Here is a 14,209-nt window from a genome sequence, read left to right as displayed (position 1 = left end):
ATGGGGGAGCGCTCAACCCTGCCGCTGATCGAGGTCGCCAATCTCGGCGTTCGCCTCAACACCAGCCGCGGACCGGCGCAGGCCGTGCGCGGCGTCAGCTTCGCCCTCAAGCGCGGCGAGACGCTGGGTCTCGTCGGCGAATCCGGCTGCGGCAAGTCGGTGACGGCGCTGTCGCTGATGGGCCTCTTGCCGGACAGTGCTGTCGTGACCGGCAGCATCAAGCTTGATGGCAGCGAGCTCGCCGGTCTGTCGGATGCGGATTATTGCAAGCTGCGCGGCAACCGCATCAGCATGATCTTCCAGGAGCCGATGACGGCGCTCAACCCGATGCACACGATCGGGCATCAGGTTGCCGAGCCGCTGCGGCGTCACAAGAAATATTCGGCGGCGCAGGCGCGCAAGGAAGCGATCGCCTTGCTCGACCGCGTCGGATTGCCCGATCCCGCAGGGCGGATCGACGCCTATCCGCATCAGTTCTCCGGCGGTCAGCGCCAGCGCGTCACCATCGCGATGGCGCTCGCCTGCGAGCCCGACCTCCTGATCGCGGACGAACCGACCACGGCGCTCGACGTCACCATCCAGGGCCAGATCCTCGACCTCATCGCCGATCTCGTCGAGGAGCGCGGCATGTCGATGATCCTGATCTCGCACGATCTCGGCGTTATCGCCGAGAACGTGCAACGCATGATGGTGATGTATGGCGGCACGGTCGTCGAGAGCGGGCCGACCGACGAGGTGTTCCGCCGGATGGGCCATCCCTACACGCAGGGCCTGTTCCGCGCCCGGCCGAAGCTCGGCGCGCGCAAGGGGACGCGGCTGACGACGATCTCGGGGACGGTGCCCGAACTTGCGGACTTGCCTGCCGGCTGCACGTTCGGCGACCGCTGTCCGCTGGTCGAGGACAAGTGCCGCGTGGCGCTGCCGCCGATGATCGAAGTCGGTCCCGGTCACGGCGTGCGCTGTGTGCGCACCGATGTCTCCATGGCCGCGAATGTCGGAGCGCTGCCCGCATGACCGCAGCGCCGCTTCTCGACGTCAAGAATCTTGAGCAGCGTTACACGCTGCCGCGCGAAAGCCTGTTCCGCCCGCCGGGCCAGGTGCGCGCGCTCAACGGCGTCAGCGTGCGGGTCGATGCCGGCAAGAGCCTCGGCGTCGTCGGCGAGTCCGGTTCGGGCAAGTCGACCTTCGCGCGGGTGGTGATGGCGCTGGAGCGGCCGACGTCGGGGCAGGTCGCGCTGCTCGGGCGAGATCTCAACCGCATCTCACCCGACGAGCTGCGCCGTGCGCGCCGCGATTTCCAGATGGTGTTCCAGGATCCTTACGGATCGCTCGATCCGCGCCAGACCATCGCGCGCATCGTCGCCGAGCCGCTCACCGTGCTGGAAGATGCCGACCGCACCACGTTCCGCGCCCGCGTCTCCGCGGTGCTGCGGCAGGTCGGCCTGCGCGATGCCGACATGGACAAATATCCGCACGAATTTTCCGGCGGCCAGCGCCAGCGCATCGCGATCGCGCGCGCGCTGATCACCCAGCCGAAGCTGATCGTCGCCGACGAGCCGGTTTCCGCGCTCGACGTCTCCGTGCAGGCGCAGGTGCTCAATTTGATGCAGGACCTCCAGGAGCAGTTCGGCCTGAGCTACATCCTGATCAGCCACGACCTCGCCGTGGTCGACTATCTCTGCGACGAGGTCGCGGTGATGTATCTCGGCCGGATCGTCGAGCAGGGCAGGCCGGAGGACCTGTTCGAGCGCTGTGCCCATCCCTATACGCGGGCGCTATTGGATGCCGTGCCGCGGGCGCGCGCTGGCGGCGGCCGGCGCCGGCGCGGGGCCCAGGCGATCGCCTCGCAATCGGTGACTGCTGCCGGATGCCCCTATGTCGCGCGCTGTCCGCTCGCCGACCAGCATTGCCGCGAGGTTCCGCCCTTGCTACGCAAGGTCGGCGAAGCCCATCTCGCCGCCTGCCACAAGGCGGAGGCGGTGATGGCATTGCCGCACGCGGTCATGGAAGGTTAGTGTCCCCCATGGAATTGGCGTAGGCTGAGACAAGAGAAGGCCGGGGAGTTACGCATGTTCAGGAAATTATCGATCGTCGCATTTGCCGCCGCGCTTGTCGCAGCACCGCTGCCGGTGCTGGCGCAGGGCAAGAAGGACAGCGTCGTCATGGCGATGGCGCTGGAGCCGCCGGGGCTCGATCCCACCATCGCCGCCGCGGCCGCGATCGCCGAAGTGACGCTCTACAACATCTATGAGACGCTGACCAAGATCAACGAGGACGGCTCCGTCTCGCCCTTGCTGGCGGAGAGCTGGACCGCCTCGCCCGACCTGAAGACATACACGTTCAAGCTGCGCAAGGGCGTCAAATTCCAGAACGGCGAGCCGTTCGATTCCGCGGCGGTGAAGTTCTCGTTCGAGCGCAACGCGATCGCGACCAGCACCAACAAGGACAAGAGCCTGTTCCAGGCCTTCGAGAAGGTCGACGCGCCCGACGGTGACACGGTCGTGATCACGGTGAAATATTCCGAGCCGAACCTGCCGTTCCTGCTCGGGCAGGCGAGCGGTTCGATCGTCGAGCCGAAGAGTGCAGCCACCAACGGCACGCAGCCGGTCGGGACCGGGCCCTATCAGCTCGGGGCCTGGGCCAAGGGCTCCTCGATCACCCTGACCAAATGGGCCGACTATCGCAACGCCGCCGCGATCAAGCTGTCGAAGGTGACGATCCGCTTCATCTCCGATCCGGCGGCGCAGACCGCGGCGCTGCTCTCGGGCGACGTCGATGCGTTCCCGCGCGTTGCGGCTGCGCGCGCCATCGGACAGTTCAAGGCTGATCCGCGCTTCAACGTCATGGTCGGCGGCTCCCGTGCCAAGACCATCGTCGGCATCAACGAGCGCAAGAAGCCGCTCGACGACGTCCGCGTGCGCCGTGCCATCCTCGCCGCGATCGACCGCAAGGCGATGGTCGACGGCGCGGCTGATGGTTTCGGCACGCCGATCGGCAGCTTCTACGTGCCCGGCGCGCTCGGCTTCGTCGACACCACCGGCATCAACCCCTACGATTCCGAGAAGGCGAAGAAGCTGCTGGCGGAAGCCGGGGTCACCACGCCGCTCGAACTGTCGCTGAAGCTGCCGCCGCCGTCCTATGCGCGGCAGGGCGGCGAGATCCTCGCGGCCCAGCTCGCCAAGGTCGGCATCATCGCCAAGATCGAGAATGTCGAATGGGCGCAGTGGCTGTCGCAGGTGTTCGCCGGCAACGGCCCGCACAATTTCGACCTCACCATCGTCAGCCATGTCGAGCCGTTCGACCTCGTCAAGATCACCGAGCCGGACTACTATCTCGGCTACAACAACGAGGCCTTCAACGCGCTCTACAAGCAGATCGTGTCGACGCCTGACGAGGCTGGCCGCGCAAAGCTGCTCGGCGATGCCCAGCGGATGCTGGCCACCGACGCGGTCGCAGGCTTCCTGTACCAGCCCCAGCTCATCACCATCACCAACAAGAAGCTGAAGGGCGTCTGGAAGGACGTCCCGCAATACGAGAACGATTTCTCGACCTGGTCCTGGGAGTAGGGGCCGTTCGATCAGGTCGAACCTGCTGCAACGTTGACCTCTCCCCATCGGGAGAGGTCAATCTTTTTGGGCACCCCAAAAACAAAAACCTGAAAAACAACCCCATGCACAGTAGCCGGGGTTAGATATTTCAATGGCTTGCACCGTCCGCTCGATGGCTTGCTGAGCCATGCGATGCGGTTGACCCGTCGGGCAAAACACCGGCAATATACGATCATCGCGGCGTCATGGTTCGGGACGCGCCGTCAGGCGAGGCACGCCATGAAGAAGCCATCCCGCCGCGATGCCGGCATCGCCGCGGCTGTCGTCAACGCTGAAGCACCGATCACCCTGAAGCTCGACAATGCGCCGATGAGCGATATCGCTCATGCGCTGGCCAGCGGGCAGGTCACTGCCACGGCGCTGACCAAAACCTATCTCGCGCGCATCGAAGCCTATGACCGCAACGGGCCCGCGCTCAACTCCGTGCGCGCGATTAATCCCGACGCGCTTGGGATCGCGGGCAAGCTGGACGACGCCAGGCCGTCGGCCAAGCGGCCGCTGGCGGGCATCCCGATCCTGGTGAAGGACAACATCGCGACCGGCGACAAGCAGCCGACGACGGCGGGCTCGCTGGCGCTGGAGGGCGCGCGCGCCAGGAGAGACGCCACAATCGTCAAGCTGCTGCGAAAGGCCGGTGCGGTGATCCTGGGCAAGGCGAACCTGACGGAGTTCGCCAACATTCTCGCGGCCGACATGCCCGCGGGCTATTCGTCGCTCGGCGGTCAGGTGAAGAACCCTTACGTGCCGGCGCTGATGGATGATCGCGGCATCCCGGTCGTGCCGCCGGGCGGATCGAGCGCGGGCTCGGCCGTCGCCGTAGCGGCCGGCCTCTGCGCAGCCTCGATCGGCACCGAGACGTCGGGCTCGCTGCTGTATCCCGCGAGCCAAAACGGCCTCGTCACCGTGAAGCCGACTGTTGGGCTGGTCAGTCGGGCCGGGATCGTGCCGATCGCGCACAGCCAGGACACTGCAGGGCCGATGACGCGCACGGTGCGCGACGCGGCGATGCTATTGAACGTGCTCGCGGCCGAAGACCCACTCGACCCCGCGACCGAGCGGCAGCGGCGGCCGGTCGACTACAGCGCCGACCTCGCAACCGACGCGATGAGGGGCGCACGCATCGGCGTGCCGAGCGACCCGGCCGATCCGCTGAACGATCGCTACTACGGCAAGCTGCCGCCCAGGTCGGCCAAGGTGATGGCCGACGCGATCAAGGTGCTGGAGGATCTGGGCGCCGTCATCGTTCGTGCCAACATGCCAACATCTGGCTGGATCGGCGGGCCGGGCACGAGCATGAACGTGCTCAACCGCAATCCCCTAAGTCGCAACAAGGGTAATCTGGCGACGCCGCCGATCGTCTTCCTCTACGAGCTGAAGCGCGATCTCAACCTCTACCTCAGCGATTGGGCGACGAACACAGAGATGAAGACCATGGCCGATATCGTGGCCTTCAACGAGGCGAACGCGGAGACGGCGCTGCGGTTCGGCCAGGACCTGTTCCTGGCCGCCAACATGACCAGGGGCGATCTGAGCGAGCGCGAGTACAAATCGGCACGGGCCATGGACCTGCTCTCCGCCAAGACGCGCGGCATGGACGCCTACATGAACCAGCACAAGCTCGACGCGGTGCTGTTTCCCGGCGCCGCAGGCTGCGTGATATCAGCGAAGGCGGGCTATCCCAGCGTCATGGTGCCGGGCGGTTTCATTTCGGGAGCAGACGACAAGGACACGCCTGACTATCCGCTCGGCGTTACCTTCGCAGGCCGTGCCTGGAGCGAGCACAAGCTGCTGCGTCTGGCCTACGCCTATGAGCAGGCGACCAACATGCGCAAGCCGCCGCCCGGCTTGCCCGCGCTTTAGATTTCGCCGGCCGAGAGGATCAGGCGGAAATCCCTGCTCGCGCGTCGGACCACGTTTCTGGCCAGTTCCGAAAGTTCAGAGTGACAAATTGCGCGACACGCCCAAAGCGTCGACAAGAAAATCGATGAACAGGCGGGCACGCAGGGGGAGTTGTCGTCCGAATGCGTGCAGGACGTAGACCGGTGTGGTGAACATCGGTATGCCCGGCAGCACGACATTCAATCGCCCGGCGGCGAGCTCGTCCTCGATTGCGATGCGCATGAACTGCGTGATGCCAACGCCTTTTATGACCGCCTCAATCAACGACTGAGCATCGTCGCTATCGAAGGGGCCATTGGGGATGACCCGTGTGCCGTCCGCAAAAGTAAATGCTTGCGGCCGGCCACCAAGCAGATGGCGAAGGCAGGCATGCTGCGTGAGATCGTCGATCGACTGCGGGATTCCTCGTCGCTGAAGGTATTCCGGCGATGCGCCCAGAACATATTGCAGGACACCTAACGAGCGGCCGATCAGGTTTGTGTCTTCCAATTCGCCAATTCTGACAGCGAGGTCGAAACCCTCGCGGATGAGATCGACACGGCGGTCCGTGACGCTGAGATCAAGCTTGATGTCCGGATAGCGCTCCAGGAACGAGCCCGCCCATGCGGAAATCAACGGGCGTCCAAATGTACTCGGCACAGTGACCCGAAGCACGCCACGGACGTTTCCCGGAACCTGCACGACGTCGTCGGCTTCCTCTATCGCGCGCAGATGGGGAGCGACGTGCTCGTAGTAAGCGGCGCCTTCGGACGTTGGGCTGAGTGTGCGCGTTGAGCGCTGCAGCAAGCGCACGCCGAGGCGTTGTTCGAGGCGCGAAACGCTTTTCGATACCGCCGAGGGGCTGGCGCCGATCGATCGTGCGGCGCCGGCGAAAGAACCCGCGTCAACCGTCCGCACGAAGGCCAGCAGACCGGCCGTTCTTTCTAGAATCGTTGTCATTCAGGACTTTGGATCGCGAAAGAACCGAACGAAAGACGGCTAATCGGCCATTTATGAACGAATAGTCTGACTTTCGCAATGGGGGCCCCGACAACCGAGTTGGTCTTCCAATGCCCTTCATCGCTGAAGCTCGTGCAAAAAAGGAAAAGCAGTATGTCTGCGCAAATCAAGCCAACGATCGTTTTCTGTCACGGCATTTGGGCCGATGGCTCCTGTTTCAGCAAAGTCATTCCAGCATTGCAGGCCGACGGGTACGAAGTGATCGCCGTTCAATATGGCCTGGACTCCTTTGAGGAGGACCTGGCGACGGTGAGGCGCACACTCAATCGTGTTGGCAGCCCGGTCCTTCTCGTCGGCCATTCGTATGGCGGCGCCACCATCACGAGGCTCGGGCACCGATGAACGCGTGGTCGGTCTCGTCTACATTGCAGCGGTCGCTCCGGATGCCGGCGAGACCGTACAGGACCAGCTCGACAAGTATCCGTCGGATATCTTCTCACGCGTCGAGGTCGCCGATGGGCGTGCCTGGATGCTTCCGAGCGGCACCGAGTTCTTCGCAGGAGACCTCTCCGCGGAAGACCAGAAGCTGGTTTGGGCCACCCAATATGCGCCCGTCTACAATCTGTTCCAGCAACAGAAGCTCAGCGCCGACAAGATCGCGTGGCGGTCGAAGCCGAGCTGGTACATTCTGGCCACGCAAGACCATACCGTGCATCCGGATCTGCAACGCTGGGTGTCGAAGCGCATGGGAGCGACGGTCACCGAAGTGGCGAGCAGCCACGTGCCGATGCTCTCCCAGCCAAATGTGGTTATCGACGTGATACGCAAAGCCGCGGCCGCCGTTCAAAAAAGCTGATCGCAAATAAGATACATTGCCGGACATGAAGGAGAGGTCGTTCGCGAGGCGACCTCTCTTATTCATGGGCTGGCGTGCGACGGCCGCTCTTGGCCCTTCGCAGACGTGGCGTTGCTCGATGCAGATTTCGGCTTGTGACCCCAAGCTGGCGTGTTGGGGCATTGGCGCGGTGTCGGCTTTTGACCCGAAGCGGACATTTTCCGAACGAATGAGCATCAACGTATTGGAAAATGCTCATGAAATCGGATTTCGATTGTAGTTCAGCGCGATTTGGCCTGACAGCTGCAAGCTGTTCGTTTTTCCGTAGTCCGCTGAGACTATTTCGTGAAATGATGACCCAGCTTCCCGGGTGTCTATTTGGCGCCCTTTCGCGCGTGGGTGGTTCACATGAACATTCGATCAAGTGTATTGGCCGCCGCTCTGACGGGCTCGATATTCGCACTGACGCCAAGTGTGTCGCAGGCGGAATGGCCTGACATCCGCGAGGCCAAGGCCATCGCCGAGGAAGGCTTCATCTACGGGCTGCCGATCGTGATGAACTACGCCGTCATGTACGAATATGCCGTCGACAGGAACTCTGGGCAATTCAAGGCGCCGTTCAACCAAATCAAAAACGAGGCGCGTGTCTATACATACAAAGACACGGCCGTAATAACTCCCAATAGCGACACGCCCTATTCGCTGTTATGGCTCGATCTGCGCGCCGAGCCGATCGTTCTTTCCGTGCCGGCTGTTGACAAGAGTCGCTACTATTCAGTGATGCTTTGCGACGGCAACACGTTCAATTACGGATATATCGGTAGCCGCGCGACCGGAAGCGAGGCCGGAGATTATATGGTGGTTGGGCCGAACTGGCAGGGTGCCACTCCGCCTGGCATCAAGAAGATGTTTCGCTCCTCGACACAATTTTCCGCCGCCGCCTACCGCACCCAGCTCTTCCATCCGGCAGATATGCCGAACGTTGAGAAGGTCCAGGCCGGCTATAAGGTGCAGCCCCTGTCGGCCTATCTCAAGCAGCCCGCGCCCCCCGCCGCAGCGGCCGTCGACTTTCCCAAGGCTAATGCGGAGTTGGTGAAGAAGAACTTCTTCGAGTATCTCGACTTCGCTCTCCAATTTGCGCCGGCCGGGCCGGAGGAAAAGGAAATCCGCGCCAAGCTCACGCGCATCGGCGTCGGCCCCGGAAAGACCTTCGACTTCAAGGATCTTCCGCTGACCCACAAGATTGAAATCGGGCTGGGGATGAAGGACGGCGAAGAGAAAGTTGAAAAGTATCTTGCTAGTGGACAGAAAGACGTAAATGGCTGGAAAATCGGATCGCTGTTCGGAGACCGGCAATTCTACAGCGGCGACTGGCTGAAGCGCGCTGCCGCAGCCAAGGGCGGCATCTATGGCAACGACGCAATCGAGGCCGTCTATCCAATGACGAAGGCGCTTGCTGATGGCGAGGTGCTCGATGGTTCCAAGTACAAGTACACAATCACTTTTTCCGCCGGACAATTCCCGCCGGTAGAGGCTTTCTGGTCGGTGACGATGTATGATGGCAAGAGCCAATTGCTGATCGAGAATCCGATCAACCGCTACCTGATCAACTCGCCGATGCTGCCGGACATGAAGAAGAATGCCGACGGCTCTCTCACGTTGTATATCCAAAAAGATTCGCCCGGCGTCGACAAGGAATCCAATTGGTTGCCGGCGCCGAATGACGAAATCTACCTCGTGATGCGTTTATATTGGCCGAAGACAACGGCGCCTTCGATCCTGCCGGCCGGTGGGGGCTCATGGCAGCCACCGGCCGTTGTGCGCGCAGCCAACTAAGCAATCTGAGGTGATCGAGTGATGCTGGCCAAGGTCCGCTTGTGGCCCTTCGCAGACGTGGCGTTGCTCGATGCTGATTTCGGCTTGTGACCCCAAGCTGGCGTGTTGGGGCGTTGGCGCGGTGTCGGCCTTTGACCCTAAGCGCAAGCCGGTATCCCTGCCGCTAAGCGGCTCGCGTCGACCAATTTCCGACGTTCCGTCCACCGCTGCCGGAGGCCGTCATCATCCGACCGATCGGATGCCTCGCGGGTCAGTATGTCGGTTCGAGGCCACGTAGTCGATCTCGCCATACGTAATCCCGATATCCTTCAGCTCCTGATCACTCAGGTTGCAAAGATCGCGCCTCAGCCGCTCCCATTTCCGCCACTCTTGAAAAGCGTTCCAGCAATTCCTGAAAACGCTGACATTGCGTCGCTGAGAGTCCGTCGTCTGGACCAAGCCCGTTGTCTGATAAATCATGCTCATCGCAGCATCCTCGGGCACCTTGTTTCCACCCTGGCATGCTGCCAAAATCCGGCCCAGCGCGCTTGATCTGCTGCTTACATTTTCCTTACGGACAGCTTATTCTTTATTTTCCAAGTGGTTGCCGGGCCTGACCGGAGACCGTCCAAGGGATTTCGCGTCTTGCGCTATCTCTTCGAAGACTACGAACTGGATTCCGGCCGCCGCGAGCTGTACCGCGACACAAACGTCGTTGCCCTGGCGCCACAGACGTTTGACTTTCTGGATTACCTCATCCGCAACCGCGAGCGCGTAGTTTGCAAGGATGAGCTCATCACAACCATTTGGAAGGGGCGGTGCGTATCGGATGCCGCGCTGACGACCCGCCTGAATGCCGCTCGGTCCGCAATTGGCGATTCCGGGGAGAAACAGCGGTTGATCAAGACGCTGCCAAGAAAGGGCTATCGCTTTATCGGTATGGTGCAGGAGGCTGACGGCGCCCCCACTGTGGCAGTCACAGAAATCCAGAGGGAGACGGCTAAACCCACCCTCACACTTCCCGACAAACCGTCGCTGGCCGTTCTGCCATTCACCAACCTGAGCTCCGATCCAGAGCAGGAGTATTTCGCCGACGGCATGGTCGAGGACATCATCACCGGCCTTTCACGGTCCAAATCGCTGTTCGTCATCGCGCGACAGTCCACTTTTACCTACAAAGGCAAGGCTATCGACATCAGGCAGGTCGGGCGCGAGCTGGGCGTTCGGTATGTGCTCGAAGGCAGTGTGCGCAAATCCGGCGATCGGGTTCGCATTGCCGGGCAGTTGATCGAGGCCACGACGGGTGCTCATCTTTGGGCGGACCGGTTCGACAGCCAGCTCAAAGATATCTTCGATCTGCAGGACCAAGTGACGAGTAGCGTGATTAGCGCACTCTTTCCTCAATTGGAGCGCGCCGAGATAGAGCGCGCAAAGCGCAAGCCAACCGAAAATCTTCAGGCCTACGATTACTATCTGCGTGCACTCTCGAGCTTCTATGAATTCACCCGCGAACAAAACATTGAAGCCCTCAGACTGATCCGGCTTGCTGTCGAGATCGATCCCGGATTGGCCTCAGCATACGCGCTTGGTGCTTATTGCTATCTGCAACGAAAGATCTTCGGCTGGACGATCGACGCGGATCAGGAACTGAACGACACCCGACGGTTGGCAAGGCGTGCGATCGAGCTCGATAAGGATGATCCAACCGTACTCGTGAGAGCCGGGCAGGCAATTGGCGCCGTATTATATGAGATCGACGATGGCGTGGCCCTCGTCTCCCGAGCTCATGAGCTTAACCCGAACCTGGCTGTTGCACGGTATACGATCGGCTGGGAACACATACGGCGCGGTGACATAGAGGCGGCGCTCAAGCAGTTCCACGCCGGGGGGCGTCTAAGCCCGATGGATCCGTTTCTTTTTCTGCTGCAGACCGGCATAGCGTTTGCGCATTTCTTGACGGATCGATACGAGGACGGGTCATCATGGGCCAAGTCGGCTGTGCTGCATCGGCCCAACTATCTCAACGCACAATTTATTCTGGCGGCATGCCACGCGATGTCTGGAAGGGTCGAGGAAGCCCGGATGATCGGTGCACGCCTGGTGGAAGCGAGGCCGGCTCTGCGCGTCTCCACACTCGTTCCAAAGCTCGCTCGATTTTACAGGCCGGAACACCTCGAAAGGATAGCGCGAGCTTGCCCCATCATGGGTCTCCCCCCATGAGTGCTGCGGTTGCCGGGAAATACTGGTCTCATTCCAATTCCCATCAACGGCGCAGTATGCAATGTCGGCTTGTGGCCCTTCGCAGACGTGGCGTTGCTCGATGCTGATTTCGGCTTGTGACCCTAAGCTGACGTGTTTGGGCGTTGGCGCGGTGTCGGCTTTTGACCCATAGCGGACCTTGCCATTTCGAGCGGCGGTCAGTTAGCTGCGCTATCAGATCAGAGCGTTCCCGCAGAAAGGATGAATTAAATTGCACCCGGCGCGCGCGCCCGAGCACGGATGATCTTGTTGAGAGCCATCAGGACCGAGGGGCGCAGGATTTGGATTGCGTCACGGATCGTTGCGCCGAGTGGCTGCCGGCCGATCCGTCCGCGTAGTCGAGCAACCCGCAACGCACGCACGACCGTTTCAGGATCGGGAAGTTCTCCTTTATCTTCCAAAAGGCTCCAAGTGAGGCGTTTGAGTTCGACTGTCTCTTGGTCAATGTGAGTGAACGACCCGTCTGCCGTGATGCAGGGGTGGTTGGTCATGTCGTAAAAGATAAGACCATCGTCTATCGCTACCATGTCACCATGGCAGGCCAGATCAATGAAGAACAGTTGGTCGACCCCCCAACTTATCGACTTGTAGTTTCGCATCAGGCAGCCGGCTTTGACGACGTTGCTATTGACCAACAGCGTCGATGGGACAATTCCGAGCGACCGCGTTTTGCCCACCAAATAGAGATCAGTCAGGCACTGTTGGCCCGAATACACGTAAATCTCACCCCCTTGCCGGTACTTTATGCCTTTGTCTTGCACCAGATGGCTTGTGGAGGTGATGACTGCCGCGGCGGGGTAGGCCAACGCAAGTCTCGCGAAAGACGTAAGCGCCCCTGGCGCGAGCCAGTCGTCGTCATGCAACAATTTGATCCAGGGACCGCGACACGCAAGCATCGCATTGTTCGTGTTCTCGACCTGACCACGGCCTCTGCGGTTCTCGACGACTCGGATGCGCGGTTCTGTGCTGACATATTCGGACAAGAGGCGACAACTCTCGCCCACTAACCCTTCGTCGTCGCTGATCACCATTTCCCAATCGGAGAAGTCCTGCTGCAGCACGCTTTCGATCGCGCGTTGCAGCCCAAAAGGACGTCGAAAGGTTGGGATCGCGACCGAAATGAACGACCGGAGTTCCGCCTCGCTGCTCGACAGTTCTGCTGGAGACACAATCATCATCCCCTAGACGCAAGACCGCTCAACAATAACAGTTCTCGGGGAGCGGCAACATCCTAGATGTCCGGATGTGGCCCTTAGCGGACAAATCCGCGTCCTGAACTGTTGGACCGCTTTTGCCGCTTAGCGAACCTGGCCATCAGCTCAAATGTCCGCTTGGCCCATAAGCGGCCTTCCTCTCCTTACAGCTGTAACCATCTCCCTCCGGGGAGACATCGTTCGGTAGCGCGCGCCGCTTCATTCTTGGCGTGGCCGCGCGGACACAAGCGCGGCCACGCGTCCGTCCGGAAGCCTGCATTGGGTTGCGCAGGATGGCTTGCGACAGCGCATTCGCAACCGTGACGAAAGGGTTCTACGATGTCTTATAATTTTCTGCTGGCGTCGTGGGGAACCCTCGGGAATTTGAGCCCGCTGCTGACTGCGGCGCGGAGGCTGCACCGGAATGGACATCATATCCGGGTGATGGCGGATCCGGCGATGCGCGCTGAAGTCGAGGCCTCCGGCTTTGCATTTGTAGCATGGCGCCGCGCCCCGACCGGAAAGGCTGCGGATCCGGTGGACGTCTCGGATGTGAAAGACTTTCTACGCCAGGCCGTCTTTGATCCTGCCGCGCTCTATGCGGCCGATGTCCGGGATGAGATCGGCCGTATGCCGACGGATGCCGTTCTCGTGCTTGACGTGCTGTTTGGTGCTGCGCTCGGGGCGGAGGCGTCAGGCGTGCCTTTCGCTCTGCTGTCCCCTCATGTCAGCATTCGGCCCCTGCCGGGAATGCCGCCGGCTGTCAGCGGGTTGAGCCAACCGAAAACGCCGGAAGAGCGCGCCGAAGTCGACGCCGCCAATGCCAGGCTGGCCGAAACACTCAATCTGTTTCTGCCAAGTCTCAACCGCGCGCGTGCTGATCTGGGTCTTCCGCTTCTGGCAGATGTCTACGATCTGTTCGATCGGGCCAACCGGCTTTTGCTCGCGACCAGTCGAGCGTTCGACTTTCACGCTGACTCGCTGCCCGACAATTTTCGCTACGTCGGACCGCTGCTCGATGTACCGAATTGGTCCAAGTCTTCGCAGATGGAGGCGTGGCGAGCGCCATGGTCGGCTCAGTCGGGTCGTCCTCGCGGGCTGATCGCATGCAGCACGGGTGCGCAAGGTCAGCGCGAACTGTTTCAGCGCATTATCACAGCGATGGAGGCGGTCGAGATCGATGCCCTTGCAACAGCCGGTCCCAATGTCGACGTCGCCGATCTCAGGGCTCCGAACAATGTGCATTTGGTCCGGGGCGCTCCCCATGACCTCGTCATGAAGGATGTTTCCGTGGTGATCTCGCAAGGCGGTCACGGAACGACCACGCGTTCACTCATCAACGGACTGCCGCTGCTCATCCTGCCGATGGGTCGGGACCAGGCTGCCAATGCCGCGCGCGTCGAAGCGAAGGGGGCAGGGCTTCAATTGCCTCCAACCGCCTCCGAAGCGGAAATTGCAGCGGCGGTGAACCGATTGATTGCGGAGCCGCAATTCAGGATGGCAGCCCGTCTGCTCGGCGAGGCCATGAAAGTCGATATCGATCGGTCCGGCCTCGTCGACGAGATGGAGGCGATCGCCGCCATTGGCCGCGCGGCGAGACCGCAACCGAAGAATCAACCGCTTCGAAAATCTGCCTGACGGTTCGCAAGGCGAATTGGCGG

The 14,209-nt window shown here is 61.4% G+C and carries 10 protein-coding genes and 1 pseudogene; 8 read left to right on the top strand and 3 right to left on the bottom strand.

The annotated features are described in order from the left end of the window. From AB7531_RS30765 to AB7531_RS30750, 4 genes are all read left to right on the top strand, one after another. Positions 1–1,014, top strand: a complete 1,014-nt coding sequence (locus tag AB7531_RS30765) for an ABC transporter ATP-binding protein (RefSeq protein WP_231144481.1) — start codon at positions 1–3, stop codon at positions 1,012–1,014. Beyond that, positions 1,011–2,015 carry an ABC transporter ATP-binding protein gene (locus AB7531_RS30760; RefSeq protein ID WP_063984456.1) on the top strand — a complete coding sequence of 335 codons (1,005 nt, stop codon included), beginning with the start codon at positions 1,011–1,013 and terminating at the stop codon, positions 2,013–2,015. Before AB7531_RS30765 ends, AB7531_RS30760 begins: the two co-directional genes overlap by 4 nt. Before the next feature lie 54 nt (positions 2,016–2,069). Next, on the top strand, positions 2,070–3,566 hold the full coding sequence (locus AB7531_RS30755) for an ABC transporter substrate-binding protein (protein WP_063984455.1): 1,497 nt from the start codon (positions 2,070–2,072) through the stop codon (positions 3,564–3,566). 261 nt (positions 3,567–3,827) lie between these two features. Continuing rightward, complete coding sequence (locus tag AB7531_RS30750) at positions 3,828–5,468, top strand: amidase family protein (protein ID WP_231144482.1); 1,641 nt, start codon at positions 3,828–3,830, stop codon at positions 5,466–5,468. 75 nt (positions 5,469–5,543) lie between these two features. On the opposite strand, the gene AB7531_RS30745 is transcribed toward AB7531_RS30750, so the two are convergent. After that, positions 5,544–6,446 (bottom strand): LysR family transcriptional regulator, encoded by a 903-nt coding sequence (locus tag AB7531_RS30745; protein WP_063984453.1) that lies wholly within the window; start codon positions 6,444–6,446, stop codon positions 5,544–5,546. Between the two features lie 153 nt (positions 6,447–6,599). Here AB7531_RS30745 and AB7531_RS30740 point away from each other — a divergent pair. Both AB7531_RS30740 and AB7531_RS30735 read left to right on the top strand, forming a co-directional pair. After that, a pseudogene (locus AB7531_RS30740) lies at positions 6,600–7,302 on the top strand (alpha/beta fold hydrolase). A gap of 387 nt (positions 7,303–7,689) precedes the next feature. Then, the gene (locus AB7531_RS30735) at positions 7,690–9,117 is read left to right on the top strand and encodes a DUF1254 domain-containing protein (protein WP_063984452.1); all 1,428 of its coding nucleotides are present in this window, start codon (positions 7,690–7,692) and stop codon (positions 9,115–9,117) included. A 222-nt stretch (positions 9,118–9,339) separates the two neighbouring features. Here AB7531_RS30735 and AB7531_RS30730 read toward each other — a convergent pair whose 3' ends face one another. Then, positions 9,340–9,576: a DUF1127 domain-containing protein gene (locus AB7531_RS30730; RefSeq protein WP_224581022.1), complete on the bottom strand. Its 237-nt coding sequence runs from the start codon at positions 9,574–9,576 to the stop codon at positions 9,340–9,342. A 165-nt stretch (positions 9,577–9,741) separates the two neighbouring features. On the opposite strand from AB7531_RS30730, the gene AB7531_RS30725 reads away from it, so the two are divergent. After that, entirely contained in the window at positions 9,742–11,316 is a 1,575-nt protein-coding gene (locus AB7531_RS30725) for a winged helix-turn-helix domain-containing tetratricopeptide repeat protein (RefSeq protein ID WP_063984451.1), read from the top strand. Between the two features lie 245 nt (positions 11,317–11,561). Here AB7531_RS30725 and AB7531_RS30720 read toward each other — a convergent pair whose 3' ends face one another. Beyond that, positions 11,562–12,533, bottom strand: coding sequence for a glycosyltransferase family 2 protein (locus tag AB7531_RS30720; protein ID WP_063984450.1), 972 nt, complete (start codon positions 12,531–12,533; stop codon positions 11,562–11,564). A 354-nt stretch (positions 12,534–12,887) separates the two neighbouring features. Between AB7531_RS30720 and AB7531_RS30715 the strand changes: the two genes are divergently transcribed. Then, positions 12,888–14,186, top strand: a complete 1,299-nt coding sequence (locus tag AB7531_RS30715) for a glycosyltransferase (protein WP_063984449.1) — start codon at positions 12,888–12,890, stop codon at positions 14,184–14,186. Positions 14,187–14,209: the final 23 nt, after the last annotated feature.

Source organism: Bradyrhizobium sp. 63_E2_N1_3, assembly GCF_052076005.1.
In the GTDB taxonomy this organism is placed as follows: Bacteria; Pseudomonadota; Alphaproteobacteria; order Rhizobiales; family Xanthobacteraceae; genus Bradyrhizobium; species Bradyrhizobium barranii.
The sequence above is the reverse complement of the archived record's forward strand: the minus strand, read 5'-3'. Positions and strand labels throughout refer to the sequence as shown.

What these genes read in the sequence shown, in the direction of transcription:
- AB7531_RS30730 (WP_224581022.1), bottom strand. Translation starts at nt 9,576, where the DNA reads ATGATTTATCAGACAACGGGCTTGGTCCAGACGACGGACTCTCAGCGA.
- AB7531_RS30735 (WP_063984452.1), top strand. Translation starts at nt 7,690, where the DNA reads ATGAACATTCGATCAAGTGTATTGGCCGCCGCTCTGACGGGCTCGATA.
- AB7531_RS30760 (WP_063984456.1), top strand. Translation starts at nt 1,011, where the DNA reads ATGACCGCAGCGCCGCTTCTCGACGTCAAGAATCTTGAGCAGCGTTAC.
- AB7531_RS30715 (WP_063984449.1), top strand. Translation starts at nt 12,888, where the DNA reads ATGTCTTATAATTTTCTGCTGGCGTCGTGGGGAACCCTCGGGAATTTG.
- AB7531_RS30765 (WP_231144481.1), top strand. Translation starts at nt 1, where the DNA reads ATGGGGGAGCGCTCAACCCTGCCGCTGATCGAGGTCGCCAATCTCGGC.
- AB7531_RS30720 (WP_063984450.1), bottom strand. Translation starts at nt 12,533, where the DNA reads ATGATGATTGTGTCTCCAGCAGAACTGTCGAGCAGCGAGGCGGAACTC.
- AB7531_RS30755 (WP_063984455.1), top strand. Translation starts at nt 2,070, where the DNA reads ATGTTCAGGAAATTATCGATCGTCGCATTTGCCGCCGCGCTTGTCGCA.
- AB7531_RS30750 (WP_231144482.1), top strand. Translation starts at nt 3,828, where the DNA reads ATGAAGAAGCCATCCCGCCGCGATGCCGGCATCGCCGCGGCTGTCGTC.
- AB7531_RS30745 (WP_063984453.1), bottom strand. Translation starts at nt 6,446, where the DNA reads ATGACAACGATTCTAGAAAGAACGGCCGGTCTGCTGGCCTTCGTGCGG.